Annotated in this window: 18 protein-coding genes; 4 read left to right on the top strand and 14 right to left on the bottom strand. The window is 38.5% G+C overall.

The features are described 5' to 3' along the window. Positions 1–9: 9 nt before the first annotated feature. The 10 genes from PT281_RS05230 to PT281_RS05185 all read right to left on the bottom strand — a co-directional run bounded on the left by PT281_RS05230 (position 10) and on the right by PT281_RS05185 (position 9,829). A complete protein-coding gene (locus tag PT281_RS05230; protein WP_277152642.1) occupies positions 10–1,575 on the bottom strand; it encodes an ABC transporter ATP-binding protein in 1,566 nt (521 codons plus the stop codon). A 165-nt stretch (positions 1,576–1,740) separates the two neighbouring features. After that, positions 1,741–3,216, bottom strand: a complete 1,476-nt coding sequence (gene galT, locus PT281_RS05225) for a UDP-glucose--hexose-1-phosphate uridylyltransferase (protein ID WP_277152640.1) — start codon at positions 3,214–3,216, stop codon at positions 1,741–1,743. A 21-nt stretch (positions 3,217–3,237) separates the two neighbouring features. Beyond that, entirely contained in the window at positions 3,238–4,404 is a 1,167-nt protein-coding gene (locus tag PT281_RS05220; RefSeq protein ID WP_277152638.1) for a galactokinase, read from the bottom strand. A gap of 122 nt (positions 4,405–4,526) precedes the next feature. After that, positions 4,527–5,357, bottom strand: a complete 831-nt coding sequence (locus PT281_RS05215; RefSeq protein ID WP_277152637.1) for a DUF4097 family beta strand repeat-containing protein — start codon at positions 5,355–5,357, stop codon at positions 4,527–4,529. A gap of 138 nt (positions 5,358–5,495) precedes the next feature. Further along, positions 5,496–6,431 carry an AAA family ATPase gene (locus tag PT281_RS05210; RefSeq protein ID WP_277152635.1) on the bottom strand — a complete coding sequence of 312 codons (936 nt, stop codon included), beginning with the start codon at positions 6,429–6,431 and terminating at the stop codon, positions 5,496–5,498. Between the two features lie 105 nt (positions 6,432–6,536). After that, on the bottom strand, positions 6,537–7,211 hold the full coding sequence (locus PT281_RS05205) for a 2,3-diphosphoglycerate-dependent phosphoglycerate mutase (protein WP_277152633.1): 675 nt from the start codon (positions 7,209–7,211) through the stop codon (positions 6,537–6,539). 1 nt (position 7,212) lies between these two features. Further along, positions 7,213–7,389 (bottom strand): DUF308 domain-containing protein, encoded by a 177-nt coding sequence (locus PT281_RS05200; RefSeq protein ID WP_277152631.1) that lies wholly within the window; start codon positions 7,387–7,389, stop codon positions 7,213–7,215. An 11-nt stretch (positions 7,390–7,400) separates the two neighbouring features. Next, the gene (locus PT281_RS05195; RefSeq protein ID WP_277152630.1) at positions 7,401–8,291 is read right to left on the bottom strand and encodes a cation diffusion facilitator family transporter; all 891 of its coding nucleotides are present in this window, start codon (positions 8,289–8,291) and stop codon (positions 7,401–7,403) included. Between the two features lie 60 nt (positions 8,292–8,351). Next, positions 8,352–9,032: a histidine phosphatase family protein gene (locus tag PT281_RS05190; RefSeq protein WP_277152628.1), complete on the bottom strand. Its 681-nt coding sequence runs from the start codon at positions 9,030–9,032 to the stop codon at positions 8,352–8,354. A 35-nt stretch (positions 9,033–9,067) separates the two neighbouring features. Next, on the bottom strand, positions 9,068–9,829 hold the full coding sequence (locus PT281_RS05185; protein WP_277152626.1) for a sulfite exporter TauE/SafE family protein: 762 nt from the start codon (positions 9,827–9,829) through the stop codon (positions 9,068–9,070). 72 nt (positions 9,830–9,901) lie between these two features. Here PT281_RS05185 and PT281_RS05180 point away from each other — a divergent pair, with 72 nt between their 5' ends. Next, positions 9,902–10,561, top strand: a complete 660-nt coding sequence (locus tag PT281_RS05180) for an HAD hydrolase-like protein (protein ID WP_277152624.1) — start codon at positions 9,902–9,904, stop codon at positions 10,559–10,561. Between the two features lie 36 nt (positions 10,562–10,597). Further along, positions 10,598–11,182, top strand: a complete 585-nt coding sequence (locus PT281_RS05175) for a DJ-1 family glyoxalase III (RefSeq protein ID WP_277152622.1) — start codon at positions 10,598–10,600, stop codon at positions 11,180–11,182. A gap of 88 nt (positions 11,183–11,270) precedes the next feature. Here the strand turns inward: PT281_RS05175 and PT281_RS05170 are convergent, their stop codons facing one another. From PT281_RS05170 to PT281_RS05160, 3 genes are all read right to left on the bottom strand, one after another. After that, positions 11,271–11,861 carry a histidine phosphatase family protein gene (locus tag PT281_RS05170; RefSeq protein WP_277152620.1) on the bottom strand — a complete coding sequence of 197 codons (591 nt, stop codon included), beginning with the start codon at positions 11,859–11,861 and terminating at the stop codon, positions 11,271–11,273. Beyond that, on the bottom strand, positions 11,858–12,865 hold the full coding sequence (locus PT281_RS05165; RefSeq protein WP_277152618.1) for an aldo/keto reductase: 1,008 nt from the start codon (positions 12,863–12,865) through the stop codon (positions 11,858–11,860). The genes PT281_RS05170 and PT281_RS05165 overlap by 4 nt, the downstream gene beginning before the upstream one ends. Before the next feature lie 105 nt (positions 12,866–12,970). After that, complete coding sequence (locus PT281_RS05160) at positions 12,971–13,825, bottom strand: alpha/beta hydrolase (RefSeq protein ID WP_277152616.1); 855 nt, start codon at positions 13,823–13,825, stop codon at positions 12,971–12,973. An 82-nt stretch (positions 13,826–13,907) separates the two neighbouring features. Here PT281_RS05160 and PT281_RS05155 point away from each other — a divergent pair, with 82 nt between their 5' ends. Together PT281_RS05155 and PT281_RS05150 are read left to right on the top strand one after the other, a co-directional pair. Further along, a complete protein-coding gene (locus PT281_RS05155; protein WP_277152614.1) occupies positions 13,908–14,783 on the top strand; it encodes a LysR family transcriptional regulator in 876 nt (291 codons plus the stop codon). A 99-nt stretch (positions 14,784–14,882) separates the two neighbouring features. Then, positions 14,883–15,266 carry a helix-turn-helix transcriptional regulator gene (locus PT281_RS05150; protein ID WP_277152613.1) on the top strand — a complete coding sequence of 128 codons (384 nt, stop codon included), beginning with the start codon at positions 14,883–14,885 and terminating at the stop codon, positions 15,264–15,266. A gap of 37 nt (positions 15,267–15,303) precedes the next feature. On the opposite strand, the gene PT281_RS05145 is transcribed toward PT281_RS05150, so the two are convergent. Further along, positions 15,304–17,274, bottom strand: coding sequence for a TetM/TetW/TetO/TetS family tetracycline resistance ribosomal protection protein (locus PT281_RS05145; RefSeq protein ID WP_277152611.1), 1,971 nt, complete (start codon positions 17,272–17,274; stop codon positions 15,304–15,306). Positions 17,275–17,365: the final 91 nt, after the last annotated feature.

The raw sequence follows: 17,365 nt of genomic DNA, 5'->3' as shown, positions 1-17,365 counted from the left end.
CTCACAAGTTTATTGGTAATCACTAAAATCGATTACCTGGTCATATTGTTTTAATTCGTCTTTTTCATAATGATGGATAACCTCAACAAAAGTCAAGTCCGAATCAAGTAAATACTGGTGGATTTTATTGGAAGTTGCCCGATCCAGTGAAGCATTAATTTCATCTAACAATAAAATCGGTCGCTCAGCTAAAATCGCCCGTGCTAGTTCAATTCTTGCGAGCTGCCCACCCGACAATTGATCGGCATTGTCACCCAATTGGTAGTCAAAACCTTTTTCTTGAACAATTTCGTCTAATTCAAGCATTGAACAGACTGCGGTTACTTTGTCTAAAGGAATCTTAGCGCCCAAAGTCAGATTAAACCATAAGTTATCTGCAAAAATCACCGGCGCTTGGCTGGCATAGGCAAACAAATCTGTCAGCTGCGCAACTTGATATTCATGACCGTCAACCGTAATCTTGTCAGCCTGACCAAACTTGCCAGTCAACATAAATTGGAACAAAGTTGACTTGCCACTGCCTGATGGTCCAATAATTGCTATCTTTTGCCCCTTTTTAATTACCAAATTAATTCCCTGAGCCAATTTTTGCTCCCTGACTAAATTGATTTTTGAAAAAGTAACTTCTTGATTAAAATCAGTGACTTCAGGTTCATGTTCTTCATTAAGCGCTAAATATTGTTTAATCTTAGCTACGATATTCTTCGTCGTTGAAAAGTGATTGCGTTCTTGCATAATCGTCAGAATCGGATTCACAAATGAGTTCGACAATTGGACAACGGCAAATAATGCTCCCAAAGTTGTCTGACCCTTAATTATTAAATAAATTCCCACCAAAATTGGTAGTAAGAATGTCCCAATTTCGGCAACGAAATTAACTAATGCCTGTGAATTATCATTTAACAAGTTCATCTGGGCCAGTGATTTTTCCAGTTTATTAACCACCTGCTTATTTTTAGCTACCCCATTTTGTTGCTGCCGATACAACCGCAGAGAATCAGCACCGGCCAAGAAGTTCTTAGTTTGATTAACATATTCTTCATTGGCACTTGTCCAATGATCAGACGCTTTTTGCAGTGGCTTTTGAAAGAAACTAACTACAACCATCGGAATAACTGAACCAACAAAGAATAAAATGGTCAACAGCCAATTAATGTAAACGGCGTAACTCAAGGATAGTATCAACATACAGGCACTCATCGCGATATTAATTTCAGCGCCAAAACGGTTAGTCTCAAGCAGCTTAAAGTCACTTGTTAAAAAGCCAAGCCCTGCCGAATTTTCTGCTCGTTCTTCATGAAGCATCCCATTAAAGACCTTGGTTCTTAATGTACTGTTGGTTTGTCTAATTGCGTCATTTTTCAAATAGTTATATCCCAGCTTCGCCAGAAAGACAATTACAAAAAGAACAATAATTGTTACTAAAAAGTGCGGCAGCTTTTGTGGCTCGCCCTTTGTACCAATGTTAACCAAGCTTCCTGTCATATATGCCATCACGATATTTTCTGCGCTGGCAACCAGCCCCAAGATACACATTAAGATTAGCTTAGGCTTTGAATAGTATTTTGCAATCATGAGTTCTCCTTCAAATAATTAATTTCAATATATTCTTTAAGTTAATTAAAGTCTTTTACCCAGTTAAAGCAATAGCTACTGCCCAAGTGGTCGCTCATGATGACCAAGTGGTTATTTTTATGTATTAAAAAACGTTGAACTTATTCAACGTTTACTTGTTAATCTTTAATTTAAGACACTCTTAATAAAGCGCATAAAGGCTGCTTGTCCAACCTGAGTTTGCTTAAAGACACCAGCATCAGCAAGCACCCTAGTGAAGACTTTGCCTAATTCTGACTGTAAAATGGCATCCACATTAGCTGCTGTAATCTCATTTTGAGCCATCATCTGCTTCGCCCACGGCAAATGGATTGCCGCAATTTTATTCTCATCACCTAGCAAAAATTTACGCACCTCTTGCAGTTCTGACTTAAGCCGTGGCGGTAAAATTGCTAACCCCATCACTTCAATAAGACCAATATTTTCCTTCTTAATGTGCTGGACATCTTGATGGGGATGAAAAACGCCGTCAGGATATTCACTTGAAGTTTGGTTATCACGTAATACTAAGTTGAGCTCCAACTGATCACCATGCGTGCAGGCAATTGGCGTAATTGTATGATGTGGTACATTATCCGTAAAGGCGCGCACACCAACCTGCTCGTCACTATATTGTCGCCATGCCTGCAAAATTTTATTGGCTAAGGCAACCAATTGCTTTTTGTTTTGGCTGCGTAAGCGAATCACAGACATGGGCCACTTTACAATCCCAGCCTCTACATCGGCAAAACCCTTAAAATTAAGCTTGGTCATCATTTTCGCCTTCATCATCGCAAAATTATGACGCCCGCCTTGGTAATGCTCATGTGTAAGTATCGACCCACCAACAATTGGCAGATCAGCATTACTACCAGCAAAATATCCCGGGAATTGTTCAATAATATTCAGCAGCCGGATAAATGTTTTTTCCGAGATTTTCATCCCCTCGTGCTTAGAAGAAAGAAAGATGCAATGCTCATTAAAATATGCATAGGGTGAATATTGAAAGCCCCACTCCTCATCGCCAATCTTAAAGCGGATAATTCGGTGGTTGCTGCGGGCTGGATAATTATGGCGCCCTAGATAGCCTTCATTTTCCATACACAATTGGCACAAAGGATAACCCGTTGCTTTTGCCTTCTTCGCCGCCGCAATCGCCCGCGGATCTTTTTCCGGTTTAGATAAATTAATCGTAATTTCTAAATCACCATAATCACTAGGCGTAACAAAATAAATATTCTTGGCAATTGCCCGCGTTTTGATATAGTCACTAGTCTTACTTAACTGATAAAAATCCGCAATTGCCTGTTCTGGCTTTTCCTCATATGTCTGCCAAAATTGCCGATTAACAATACTAGGACGCGGCACTAATAAATTCATCAATTGCGCACCCAAAATATCTTGTTCATTAAAAGTAGGACCACAATGGCCATTTTTAACAGCAGCTGCAACCAATTCATCTTTTAAATCAATTAAAACTGTGCTTGTTGTGACTGCAGAACGTGTCTCATCTCCTACTAGTGCCAATACCTGATTAGTTAAATAGATTCGATCCAGCTCCGTACAATCGCTTGCGGCAATTACTTGCGTAACAAATTGTTCAACCAAACTTGTTTGTGTCATTTTTACATCCTTATCACTAAATTATTTTAAAACCTTAGCACCATCGGATGTTTCCGCAAGATAAAATGACGGCTCATAACCTACTACTCGCTCATATATCGTACCAACATTTTGCTCAAAAGCTGCTACATCTTTCTTGTTAACAAGCGCAATTGCACAGCCGCCAAAACCGGCTCCTGTCATTCTTGCACCTAATACCCCTGGCTGCTGCCAAGCCGCATGAACTAGCGTATCTAGTTCCTTACCTGTAACTTCATAATCATCTTGCAAAGATACATGTGAAGCATTAATTAGCCGACCAAACTGTTCCAGATCACCTTTTTGCAGAGCCTGTTCAGCACGCAATGTCCGCTCGTTTTCCCAGACAGCATGACGCGCTCTTTTAAGAAGCGTTTCTGAAGATAATAACGAGCTATACTGGTCCAAAGTTTCACTATCCAATTCGCCCAAAGAGTTAATCTTCAATTCTTTTTGTAAATCGCGTAATGCTTGCTCGCATTCACTTCGACGCTCATTATATTTGGAATCTGCTAGTTCACGACGCTTATTAGTATTCATAATAACAATTACATTATCTTGTAGATTAAGCGGCACCATATTGTATACCAGAGTATTAGTATCAAGTAAAATTGCCTGATTTTTCTTACTCATTGCCACCGCAAACTGATCCATAATTCCGGAATTTACACCAACAAAGTCATTTTCAGTAGCTACCCCCATCTTAACAAGATCAAGCGCACTAAAATTAAGGTTAAACTGATCGTTCAGTATCACACCGATCAACATTTCCAGAGCAGCTGATGAAGATAGTCCCGCACCGTCAGGAATATTACCATCAATATAAATATTTAAACCATGCGAAATTTGGGCATTTTCAGTCAGTAAAAAGTGCAGCATCCCCTTGGCATAATTAGTCCATGAATCTGATTTAACAAAGTGTAAATCATCAAGGTCAACTTCAATTATTCCTAATTCTTCAAAACTACTAGAGTAAAAATGAAACTTTTGATCATTACGGGAACTAACAGCACCATAAATTCCCAAAGTAATTGCACATGGGAACACATGACCGCCATTATAGTCGGTGTGCTCACCAATTAAATTAATTCTACCTGGTGAAAAATAACAACTGCTAGGAACTTCATGATATATTTTAGTAAACTTCGCTTTTAATTCTTCTTTGTTCATTTTGTTTCTATCCACCTTCATAAAAAAGCGCTATCAAAAATATTTCTACCTAATTGTACTATTTTTTATGATTCCGGCAAATTCAATTTAACAAAATTTAACAGCGGCTAACTATCTAGTCTTTATTCAATCGTAATATCACCAGTTGAGGAATCAACTTTAAGTACTGCCTTGCTGTGAGCAACTTTCTTATTAAGGTGATCGTCTACATCATCACCAAAGTAGTCAATATCACCAGTATCAACTGACAGATGATACGTCATCTTTTTACTAGCCTCATCCAAAGAAAAGTCACCAGTATCTAATGAAAATGAATTATTCCCTGATAACTGCGAGCTAGAAATATGGACATCGCCTGTATCGACATCGCTAGTAACATTGGCAACCTGACTAGTAGTAATCTCAATATCGCCAGTATCAGTCGACAAGTCATTACTTACTGACTTGACATTTTTAAGGTCAATATCGCCGGTATCAGAATCGATGGCCAACTTGTGCAATTGTAAATTGTCTAACTTAAACTTACTCGTTTCTGTCTCGGCATTAATCTTAGTTAATGAATTCTTGTGTGGAACCGTAATTTCTACCTGGCATTTAGCGGTTAGATTTTTACCATTAATCATTATCTTGCTTATGCCAAAGAAATGGTTGTGCGACCGTTCACGCTGGCTAACCAATAATTCATCATCCTTCACCTTCGCATTAATCCTATTTTTCTGATTATCAATAATCTTAACTTGATATTTAGTACCTTGATGAACACTAATATCAGATGTATCAACATCCACTTTAATTTTAGTAAATTTATGAGGATAAATTGTTCTAGTTTTTGTCGGCTGATTATTTGCGGCACTTGAAGTACTTGCTTGGTGACCAACATAAATACCGGCACCTAGCAAGACCACGATTAAACAAATTACTAACGTAATTATCACTTTTTTATTTTTCTTCATTTTCAACTTTCTCTTTCTAATAGACTACTAGTATTATAATACACTATAATCATTGTATTTTTAATATTTTTTAGTCAACCAGTTAATTATTTTTTTACAGAAAAAGACGTCACACCTTAAGTGTAACGTCTAGCAGTTTTACCAAATATGCAATAAGCGGTCGGCTTGCAATTTATTTAAATTAAATTGGTGAACATGTTGCGGCCTACTTTGCGGGACTTCTTGAATAAAGTCAGCTAAATTAACTAATCCAGTTGAATAAGTCCAGACACCTTTAACCTTTTTGATTGGATCCAATAATTCATTTCTGACTGGATACGCTGATATTAAAAAGTGCTTGTGATGAAATTTGAACACAAAATATGGCAGTCGAAATTTCTTAATGACTTCATCTTTTGTCTTACCAATTGTAATCACATTACGATAGGTGCCGTACTTTTCTGTAAAACGGTCGTTAAAAGAAAAGTAAAAATTAGAAATATGCACGTGCGGAAAATCTGCCTCCGCAACTTTATCCGGAATGGCAATTACATGGGCAAAATGATCTAAATTACTTTCCTTTTGTGACAAGGCTTTGCCCATCTGATTAGGATTAATTACATGTGCCCATTCTGGCACCTGCCAATTATCTTTATAGGTCAAATACATTTCCCGAACTACTTCAGGTCTGACCCAATCATATTGCCGACGTACTTCATTACGATTAAGTAAGTTACGTAAGCTTTTGTGGTACATTAAATCCACGACGAATAATTCATACCGGTAACGCTCAACCCATGATTTATAATGTTCTATGCTATCAGAAACAATATGGGTACTATCAACAATTACCGTTTCGCCGCGTTTCATCTTTTCTTCTACGAGGTAATCAACTAACCGCTCTGTCTGCTTATTTGCATATCGCGGAATTACTTGATGTAAGCAATCGGTATCTTCTTCATAAAAATAGGTCAAATTCGCCAATAATAATCTAATTTGATCGCGACTAATCGCATATGGTTGTAAGTGATGGCGAGCAATGAATGAAGATTTACCGGAGCCGGGTGCGCCTCGTAATAAAAATATTTTACGCATGCCTTTTACTCCAAACTAAGAATGTAAAAAATTATATAGTATCGTAATAAATTTTAACATACATCTGCCCAATTCCTTAGCATGAACTAAAAGCAATCTTAAAATTTAGTGTAAAATTTTTTTATCAACAATTTGTAAACAGGTATCTAGCGTGTAACTAATCGGTTCGGCATTAGCCACTTCTAAATGGACAATATCCTGATCGTTAATCCCTTCCATTTTTTTAATTAATGCTCGCAGGCTAGAGCCATGGGCAACAATTAACTGGTCTTCACCCTTGCGCAATCTGCTGGCAACCTCATTATAATAGTATGGTAATAATCGCTGCTGCGTCTGATACAAACTCTCAGCAAGCGGCAACCGCTGCAAATCATAATTAGCATAACGCCGTTCCGTAATTTGCTTACCGGCAGGTGGAATTGCATAAAAACCACGCCGCCATTCTAAAATCTGCTGTCTGCCATAAATTTGGCGAGAAAGATCTTTATTAGTGCCACGCAATTTACCATAATGCCGTTCATTCAGCCGCCAAGTTTTAGTAATTGGTAAATACAAAAAATGACAAACATCCGCCACAATATCGGCAGTAACAATTGCCCGCGATAAAATCGAAGTGTGGATATGCGTTGGTGCAAAATCAGGAATTTGCCTAATTAATTCACCAGCATATCGTGCTTGTGCCCTACCCTTAGCAGTTAATGGCACATCATTCCATCCAGTATAAACATTAGCCGAATTTGCCGTACTTTCACCATGTCTTACTAAAACTAGCTTAACCATTTTACTTAGCCCAATGTAAAATTAACATCACAATTCCGCCAATTGTAAAGATAATTCCTAAAATCATGAAGCCAATTGTTCCCCGCCGGCGATTTTGCTGGCGACGATTATACGCATATGCTAGATCGTAAAGTCCAACAATTAAAACAATAATGGCTGTAAACAAACTAACTTTCATTTCTATTTCCCCTAATTTTCATAATCATGACCTGGAACAATCATATCATCATTTTTACCGCGTTCGCACTCCACTTGAAAATTAATATGATTAATCCCCAACTGCCGCAGTTTTTCACTAATTCGCTGCGTTAATTTTTCAAATTCCTCAGCAGTCAATTTGGCGTCCACATTTACGTGGGCATCAAGCATGATATAGTCATCGCTATAACGCCATAAATGCACATGATGAATATTTTTAATCTCTGGAAAAGATAACACAATTTTATTCATTTGTTCAAGGTCAATATCAGGATTAGATTCCATTAAAATATTAGCAGCCTTTTTGGTAATTTGATATGCTTCGCGCAGAACAAACACTGATACCAGCAACGTCATTACGGGGTCAAGCCACGTAATTTGCCAAAAGTAAATAAACACCGCACCAATCACAACTGCAACGCTGGACAAAGCATCACTCAACATATGAATGAAAGTAGAGCGCACATTTAAACTTCCTTGAGCGTCACGGTGCATCGCTAGCATAGAAATAAAGTTAGCCAATAACCCAATCACCGCTACGACCAACATGATGCCACCCTTAATCTTGCTAGGCTGCCAAAAGCGCTCAATTGCTTCAATAAACAAAGCCAGGCTAATCAAAATTAAAATAATACCGTTAGTAAAGGCCGCCAAAGTTTCAGCACGCTCGTAGCCAAACGTTTTATGTTGGTTGCGACTGCGACTACTAATTAAGTGCGCAACAAATGAAATGATAATCGCGCCGACATCACTCAAATTATGTACGGCATCTGATAGCAAAGCTAGTGACCCAGACGCGAAGCCACCAACAAATTCTGCAATGGTAATGACAATATTCAACAGCGTTACATAAGCATAACGCTTAGTTGTATGATCTTTCATTTTCTGCATTCCTTTCCTTGCATTTAGTGTAACAAAAAAGTCTTACTGCTCCCAGTAAGACTAGATATTTTCTGCATTAATATTATAATCAACAATTTCAAATTTACCATTATCATGGAGAACGCCGCGGCTGACACTACCATTATCGGGAAAGGTAATATCGTGTAAGCCATCACTTTGATTCCAATACTTAATTCCCAAAGTTTTAATAAAATCACCATGTGATACCAGTAAAACACGCTTCTCATTTTTAGTTAAATCGTTTAACACGTTAACTGCCCGCACCATTCGAGCATCAAGTTCTTCTTTATTTTCAGCCAAATGTCGCGGATCAGCCTTTTTAGTTGCCTCACGAAATTCATAAATTCCTACCTGATTGATAATTTTACTAACATTATCCTCGGAGCCAATGCCAGCTGCTAATGCTACTTGTTTCCAAGTATTACGAACATCATCACCTTCAAACGAACCAAAAAAGACTTCCCGAAATTCGGGTAGCTTTTTAATTTTACCAATTTCTGACACTTGATTGGCATCCTTCATTAAGTGTACTGTATCAATTGCCCGCTTCAAATCGGAAGAATACATATTGTCAAAATGAACTTGACTTAAAGCATGTGCTGTCCGCTTCAAATCATTAATTCCCTTAACTGTCAGCGGTGAATCACACCAGCCTTGCACCTTATCAAGCTGGTTAAACATTGTTTCACCGTGACGTACTAAATAAACTTCTGTAGTCAATTTGCATTCTCCTTTCATAATAGATTTGTATTAAACTATAACATATATGCTTTATAAAAGAAATATCCCGCCTGAATAAAGGCTAAGGCTGCAATGAATAAGCGAATAACTTTTGCTGGAACTTTCCGTAAAATTCCCATTCCTAAATAACCACCAATAAACATCCCAACAGCAAGTGGAATTGCCTGCTGCCAATAAATGTGTGAGGTAAAGATAAACACGATTAGCGCCACTAAATTAGCCAACCCGCAAACAACGTTTTTGATAGCATTAACGACAATAAACTTTTCATCAGTGATATAGGTTAACAATACTAATACGATAACGCCGCCCGCAGCACCAAAGTATCCAGTATAAACGCCCATCACGAGTAATGCCGCAATATAGAAAATTTCTTGCCAAAGCGGTCTTTTATGTGGCTCCAAATTATGATGCTTACCAGATGCCAATACCATAATTCCTGAACCCGCAATAAAAAATGGCACCAACTTTTCAAAAACACTGGATGGAAATGATAATAATAAAAAGCAACCGACAAGCGACCCGATAACGGTTAAGAAACCATAAAAGCCGACCTGCTTCCAATGCCCCTTAAGCTCCTTAGTTGATGAAATAGTGGAACCGACACTAGTCCAGATCAAGGCGGCATCATTAGTGACATTAGCATAAACGGGTGGGATGCCAACAGCTAGTAAAACCGGATAAGATGCCAGCGATGCCATTGATGCTACTGACGATAATAGTCCCCCTGCAATTCCTCCCAATAAAAGAAAGATTAATGTAAAAATTGACGGCATAATTTAACTCCTTTTTGGCAATAATATCTATTATAATGCAAGTAGAAAACAAATAAAGAAGGTAAACTAATAGTGACAAAGTTTGAAACATTGATAATTATTCCAGAAGGTAGTCTATTAAATCAAAAAGCAGCTGAAAGAAATGCTTTGCGGCAGACTTTACGTGAGCTTGGGCGTGATTTTGGTCCTGCTGAGCGTATTAAATATACTAGTTTGCAGGAACAGGTAAAATTCCTAAGCCAAGATGAGCGGCTGCAACTACTCAGCCAAACTTTCTTCAATGATAATTCACAAGCAGCGCGCCAGATTTTTGAACAAAAGATGGCTGGACAACACCAATTAACGCAGGATGCTATTCCCTTTTTAGATGAAACGGCAGCCCAACTTAACTTAGTGATGCTGGCAAAAGAACCGCGAAAAATATTAGAACCACGCCTTGCAGAAAGTGAACTGCTAAATTACTTTTCAGCTATCTACTTTCCAGAAAATTTAACTGCCAAATTACCCAATAAAAATGTGTTTGTACCAATTTTTCAAGAACATGACAAATTCAATCCGGCTACTAGTCTTGTAATTGGTACCAATCTAACTGAAGAAATCCAAGGTGCTGTAAATGCCAACCTGCAATCATTGTGGCTGGCACCGAAAAAGAGCAAAATTCCGATTACGCCTCATCCCACACTGCACCTCAACAAGTTAAGTGATTTATTATTTTACCTTGAACTCAGCTAGTTTATAATAAGAGTAACAGATTGCGAGGTATAAAATATGACTAAAGTTGCGGTAGTCTTCGCTGATGGGTGCGAAGAAGTTGAGGGTTTGAGCATCATCGATGTTCTGCGTCGTTTAGGTGTGCAAGCCGATATGGTTGGCTTAACTAGTAAAGATGTCATCGGCGATCACAACATTAAATTAACTTGTGATAAAATTGTTGACGACAGCTTACTGGATTATGATCTAGTAGCCTTTCCCGGCGGTAAAACCGGCGCTGAAAATTTGCGGGACAATGAACGACTTCGCTCATTAATGGTGCAACGTCATCAAAATCAGCAGTGGGACGCAGCCATGTGCGCGGCACCAATTGCCTTGGCACGCTATGGCGTTTTGAATGATGCCAATTACACTTGTTATCCTGGGTTTGATGCCCAAACAAAACATGATGCACCAAGCGGTAACTTCCAAGAAAAGATTACGGTGACCGATCCGGATCATAAAGTAATTACCAGCCGCGGACCAGCAACAGCTTGGGCTTTTGCCTACGCAATTGCAGAAGCACTGGGAATTGATACCACAGATTTAAAACAAGGGATGCTTTATGAGTATCTCGGCAGCAATATTCAAGACAGTTTATAAACAATATAAAAGCCGCTACTAAATTCAGTAGTGGCTTTTATTGTCTAAGTTAACGCCAATCTAATTAGATTATAACGCGCTCCTGGCACTAATTTTCTTCCTTAACATTAATTGCCCTAATAAAAGTAAATTTACCGTCTTCATAAGTGAACTTTAGGATACAACAATTATGAAAGTTGGTTACTTGCCGTTTAATTTCATCATACGGCAGCCATTTTTGTAAGAACATGTAACATGCGCCGCCATGGCTAACTGCCAAGACGAGGTGGTGATCCGGCTGCTCCATAATTGCCGTTAACGTCTGATTCATTCGCTCCTGAACTTCTAAATCAGACTCACCGCCAAACTGCAGAAAAAAGTCACCGTATGAATGCCGACTACTATCATCATGGGGATTGAGCTGCTCACTTTGCCCTTCAAAAACGCCAAAGTTCCACTCTTTTAACCCCTTTATTCTGGTGTAAGGCTGGTCAGTGATATTTTCAAGTGTGTCACAAGCACGCTCCTGCGTTGACGAATAGACGTGATCAAACGTAATTTGTTGGTCCTTAAAATAACGACCAACTTCCTGGGCATCCTTAATTCCCTGCTTAGTTAATGGCGAATCAGACCAGCCTTGAATTCTATGTAACTGGTTAAACAATGTCTGACTGTGCCGCATTAAATATAATTCTTTCATTTTGTATCCTCGTTTAATAATACTGTGCCTTCCGGCGGATTTTCATCAATTGCGCCCACAATTTTGTGGGGCAAGTACGGCTGTTCAATGTAAGCAATATCTTCATTAGTTAGTTTAACAGAAAGCGCATTTACCGCATCATCAAAATGAGCGGCCTTTGTCGCACCAATAATTGGCGAAGCAACTCCCTTGGACCATAGCCATGCTAATGCAATTTGAGACATCTTGACCCGATACTTTTGCGCCAATTCGTTAACCCTCTGAGAAATTTTTTCATCATATTTTTTAGTATGGTCATATTTACCCCGTGCCACGCGGTCAGTTTGACTGCGCAAAGTAGAAGCTGTCCAATTGGGACGCGCAAGTCGACCAGCAGCTAGTGGACTATATGGCATCAGGGATACACCCATCTGCTGGCACAGTGGCAATAACTCACGCTCATCTTCACGATAAAGCAAGTTATAATGATTTTCCATTGCTGAAAACTGGATCCAGCCATGATCTCGTGCAGCTAATTGCAAATTATAAAATTGATAAGCATACATTGCTGAAGCACCAAGAGCCCTAACTTTACCTGCCTTAACCAAATCATTTAAGGCAGACATCGTTTCTTCAATTGGCGTGTGATAATCAAAACGGTGAATAATGTATAAATCCAAATAATCGGTTCCTAGTCGCTCTAAAGTACCGTCAATTTCACGTTCAATTGCCTTGCGGGACAAGCGCCCAGGATTAAAATAAACTTTCGAGGCAATTACTACTTTATCTCTTGTAGTACATTTTTTTAATGCTTTTCCTAAGTATTCCTCGCCCGTACCTGCAGAATAGCTGTTAGCCGTATCAAAAAAATTAATTCCTAAGTCTAATGCGTGGGCAACAACTTTTTCAGTACCACTTTGATCTAAAGTCCAGTCATGCATTGTTCCTGCTTGACCAAAACTCATGCCACCAACACATAATTTGGAAATTTTAATAGGTGTATTACCCAAATCAACATATTCCATAGCTGCTCTCCTTAATTTCTTGTTGTTATTATAATAATTAAGGACAGGCTATGTCTAATACTTATTTTGTATGTCATGCTATAACAATTAGGCATGGATAGTGCTTCACCATAAAAACTGTCCAATAGCTTGATCAACTCGAGAATTTTCATGGAGCTGACTATGCTGACCGCCAGCTCCCTTAACTTCAATTTCTTGATAATTAACTTTGCCGCGGAGCAAGTAACGCAAAGAACGTGCTGAAATAACACTGACATCCCCATCGGAATTTGTGCTGTCTTCCTTGTTGCCAAAAATATTTAAGACGGACACATTCTTCGGATAATTTTGCCGGTGCTTTAACAAATAACGATATGAAGCATTAAGATACCTTGGGCGACCACTGGACAATAAGTAATTACGATTAGCCTTGTCATCCATTCCCAAAATACCATCAAAATGGCCACCAAGATTGACCTGCTTATTTAGCCTAGGTAATTTATCACTATTGCCGTATTTCATTTGGTAAAACATGGTCGTTAAGTTCCCCATTGAGTGGGCAACTGTATTGTAGCGTTTAATTCGGTATTTTTTCTGTAACAAGATAATTAAATGATGGAACCATTCACGAGTCACATCATAATCACCATTTTTATTATCCACAAATACTAACTGGATTAAAGGGTGCATCGTCCCTTCAGGCCATGTTCCCTCTAAACTAATTTGCCCATCTCGCTTAACTTTTGCAGTCAGCACCTTGCGGGCATGATTATGCTTTTCGGCATAGGCAATCATACTATCCGTGGATTTTCCACTAGCTCCCCACCCATGAAGATAAATTGTCGGTGTACTGCCTGAGCGATCCATAACTTGATTAGTATTAGCTGGAGTATTTTGACTAAAATGAAACCAGCTAATAGTACCGCCAACAATCAAAATAATTATTACCGTGCCCAGCCAAAACAAATTTTTCTTTTTCATAATTTCATGTCCTAAAAGTCTTATACTTATCCTAAAATGATTATAATACCAAATACTGATTGACCTTAATAAAAGGAGCATCATGGAACTTAGAGTCTTACGCTATTTTTTAGCAGTTGTTAACGAGCAAAACATTTCCCGAGCAGCAGCCAAGCTGCACATTTCGCAGCCCACAATTTCACGGCAAATTCACGAACTTGAACAAGAATTGGGCGTCAGTCTATTTGAACGCGGTACGAGAACGATCAAATTGACAACTGATGGCGAATATCTTGCCAATCAGGCTAGACAAATTTTGACTTTAGCCAATAAAACGAGCACCAATATTGGTAAGAAATCCGAAATTAGCGGCAGCGTCTTTATCGGCTGTTCAGAAGCACCAATGCTTAGTACAATTGCGGATGCAATTAATCAATTAAAACAAATTGCGCCTAATGTTATTGTTAATTTGCACAGTTGTGATGCAAGCGAGGTCCAGCGCAAAATGCAAAATGGTCTGTTTGATTTCGGTTTTGTCCTGGATCCTTTTAATAAGATTAATTATAACTTTCTAACTCTGCCGGGAACTACAAGATGGGGATTATTGACTAGGAAGGATTCCGATTTAGCTAGTAAAAATAAAATTAAAGTTGCCGATTTAATTGGTAAACCAGTAATTCTGCCGCAGCGACATAATAGTCAAACATTATTGACCAACTGGCTGGGGCAAAGCAGTCTTAAATTTCAAACTGTTGCCAGCTATAACTTGCTTAACAATGCCGCAATTCTCGCACAACACAATGTTGGTGATGTGCTTTGCCTTGACCGAATCATCAATCTCGCACAAACCAGCCTAACTTTTATTCCCCTCGAGCCTGAATTAACCATTCACGCAAGTTTAATCTGGTCAAAAACCGCTGTCCTCTCGCATGCCGCCCAAACATTCTTAGACCAATTAAAAAAGGTGTTAAATCAATAATAGCAACCACTAGTTGACGAAATTTAACCGCTAGTTTATAGAAGGCAACTTTGCAATACGATATACTTTAATCATTATTAAAATAACAGGAGGAAAGTCATGAGCGTTTTAAGTGAGCGACTTAGAAAACAAAGAATTGCTAATCACTGGTCACAGGAAAAACTAGCGACAAAGATGGATGTTTCCAAATGGGAAACTGGTGATGCGGTACCTGATTTGGATAAATTAAAGCAGCTGAGTCAATTATATGCTGTTTCAATTGACTATTTGGTAGGTAATGAAAATCAAAGTAATCATAAAATTAAAGTCAAACCAGTAAATCTTAGAGATCTACGAAAAATTTATTTTATGATAGCAACTGTAATCTATTGTGGTGCTTCAATAATTAATCCTAGATTATGGCACATTCTTTGGGTAATTTATCTTGTTAGCGAGCTAGCTTATGAAATTCATAAATTTTGTTTAATTAAATATACTAATTAAAAATAACCTATTGATTATTCAATCAATAGGTTATTTTTTAGGCATGATAGCCACCGAATTTGTATTTGTTTTGATACGGTACATGAGCCCACTCGGGGACTTCATTCCACGGTATTCTCGTTGCAATTTCATTTGGTACAAAAACAGAGTCTGGTGTATTGGCCAAATCGTGCGTTGGCGAATAATCATAAGCCGCAATAATTTCCGTTGCATTTTGGCAAGGATGATAGCAATCAAATGTACACTCTAAATTCCCCTGCCCATGAATATAATTCCGGACTACTTTAGCATAATTTTGCATTTGCTTAACTGGAGCAGAGCCAGTTAAGACCTCCATCTCTTGATTAGTCCCCACTTCAGGCTCATTAAAGGTGCCCTTCATCTGTTGAATATCACTAATTGCCCGACCAATTTGTGTCGAAGCAATTTCTAAGCGGAAATGATACCACGGCTCAAGCAATTGACATTTTCCTTTAGCCTTAAGCAGCATTAATCCTTGCCGTACAGCACGCCAAGCTGCCTTACGAAAATCACCGCCCTGTGTGTGCTTATAACTGTAATGACCACTAACAAAGCGAATTTTCATATCGGTAATTGGCGCACCGATTAAGACACCCAGATGTTCCTTAGTTTGCAAATCAAACATTACTTGCTTCTGCCAGTTAGGTGCTAAAACTTCATTAGGGCAATCATTTACAATAACTAAGCCGCTTCCAGCTGGCAATGGTTCAAGCACCACATGAGTTTCCGCATAATGCCGCAAGGGTTCAAAATGACCAGCACCCTCAACTGAATCCGTAACCGTTTCTTTATACAAAATCTTACCAGTGCCAAATTCAAGCTGAAGATTAAATCTTTCCTGCAATAATTGCTGCAAAACTTCCAGCTGAACTTCACCCATAATCCGGACACTAATACTTTGACTTGACTCATCCCAAACTACATGAAGTTGTGGATCCTCGTCCTCTAACTCTTTTAAGGCTAGCAAACAAGTATGTGGATCATAATCTTTGGGATCGGCAGAGTAAGTTAAAACAGGTTGAACTTGTGAATCTTGACTATCATGTTCAAGCCCTAAACCTTGTCCTTGATACGTCCCAACTAAATTCGGAATCGTACAAATCTGTCCCGCTGTTACTTCCTGCTTAGTGGTGAATTTTTCTCCCTGATAAATTCGTAACTGGTTAATTTTTTGATCAGTTAATAAAATTTGCTTGGGCTGCAAGCTGCCACTCATAACACGCAGCCAAGTCAACCGCTCACCTTTTGCATTATGTGAAATTTTAAATACTCGTGCGCCAAATTCAGATATTGAAGACTGGTATTCCTCACTCCAAAAAGCAATCTCAGAAAGTAATTCCTTTATTCCCTGCAGCTTTAGCGCTGACCCAAAATAACAAGGAAAAATTTGCCTTTTCTTAATCATTTGGCGAATAGTCGCATTATCAATTGTCCCTGAAGACAGGTAGTCCGTTAAAACATCGTCATCTTGAACAACAATTTGTTCTTGGCTCGAAGCAGACAATTGTTGATTTTTTAATTCAAAATTGACACAACCAGCGGATAATTCTGTTTGCAGTTGTGTAATTATCGTTGATAACTCAGCTTGACTAGCATCCATTTTATTAATAAAAATAAAAGTCGGAACCTGATATTGCTGGAGTAGTTGCCACAATTTTCTTGTTTGACTTTGTACACCTGCAGTAGCGGAAATTACCAAAATAGCATAGTCCAAGACACTTAATACGCCCTCTGTTTGTGCCAAAAAGTCAACGTGACCTGGTGTATCAAGCAAAGTTAATTTTAAATCTTGATATTCTAAATTTGCCTGATGAGAAAAAATAGTGATTCCGCGTCTTTTTTCTAGCTGATCCGAATCCAAAAAGGCATTGCCATTATCAACACGGCCTAATTGCCTAATTGTTCCTGTTCGATAAAGTAGTGCTTCAGATAAAGTCGTTTTTCCCGCATCAACATTTGCCAATATGCCTGCAACTATCTGTTTCATAGTACCTTCTTTTCATCTCGTGTGTTATTTACTTTTTCTTATCTTAATAAAATATAATTTAATATTAGCCCAATTTATTTAAGGATTACAG

The sequence above is a fragment of the Lactobacillus sp. ESL0701 genome, assembly GCF_029433445.1.
Lineage (GTDB): Bacteria > Bacillota > Bacilli > Lactobacillales > Lactobacillaceae > Lactobacillus.
This window is presented reverse-complemented; position numbering and strand designations above follow the sequence as displayed.

Coding starts and splice junctions, on each gene's coding strand:
- PT281_RS05220 (WP_277152638.1), bottom strand. CDS start 4,404: ATGAACAAAGAAGAATTAAAAGCGAAGTTTACTAAAATATATCATGAA.
- PT281_RS05185 (WP_277152626.1), bottom strand. CDS start 9,829: ATGCCGTCAATTTTTACATTAATCTTTCTTTTATTGGGAGGAATTGCA.
- PT281_RS05155 (WP_277152614.1), top strand. CDS start 13,908: ATGGAACTTAGAGTCTTACGCTATTTTTTAGCAGTTGTTAACGAGCAA.
- PT281_RS05145 (WP_277152611.1), bottom strand. CDS start 17,274: ATGAAACAGATAGTTGCAGGCATATTGGCAAATGTTGATGCGGGAAAA.
- PT281_RS05215 (WP_277152637.1), bottom strand. CDS start 5,357: ATGAAGAAAAATAAAAAAGTGATAATTACGTTAGTAATTTGTTTAATC.
- PT281_RS05170 (WP_277152620.1), bottom strand. CDS start 11,861: ATGAAAGAATTATATTTAATGCGGCACAGTCAGACATTGTTTAACCAG.
- PT281_RS05165 (WP_277152618.1), bottom strand. CDS start 12,865: ATGGAATATGTTGATTTGGGTAATACACCTATTAAAATTTCCAAATTA.
- PT281_RS05160 (WP_277152616.1), bottom strand. CDS start 13,825: ATGAAAAAGAAAAATTTGTTTTGGCTGGGCACGGTAATAATTATTTTG.
- PT281_RS05205 (WP_277152633.1), bottom strand. CDS start 7,211: ATGGTTAAGCTAGTTTTAGTAAGACATGGTGAAAGTACGGCAAATTCG.
- PT281_RS05200 (WP_277152631.1), bottom strand. CDS start 7,389: ATGAAAGTTAGTTTGTTTACAGCCATTATTGTTTTAATTGTTGGACTT.
- PT281_RS05150 (WP_277152613.1), top strand. CDS start 14,883: ATGAGCGTTTTAAGTGAGCGACTTAGAAAACAAAGAATTGCTAATCAC.
- PT281_RS05230 (WP_277152642.1), bottom strand. CDS start 1,575: ATGATTGCAAAATACTATTCAAAGCCTAAGCTAATCTTAATGTGTATC.
- PT281_RS05195 (WP_277152630.1), bottom strand. CDS start 8,291: ATGAAAGATCATACAACTAAGCGTTATGCTTATGTAACGCTGTTGAAT.
- PT281_RS05175 (WP_277152622.1), top strand. CDS start 10,598: ATGACTAAAGTTGCGGTAGTCTTCGCTGATGGGTGCGAAGAAGTTGAG.
- PT281_RS05210 (WP_277152635.1), bottom strand. CDS start 6,431: ATGCGTAAAATATTTTTATTACGAGGCGCACCCGGCTCCGGTAAATCT.
- galT (WP_277152640.1), bottom strand. CDS start 3,216: ATGACACAAACAAGTTTGGTTGAACAATTTGTTACGCAAGTAATTGCC.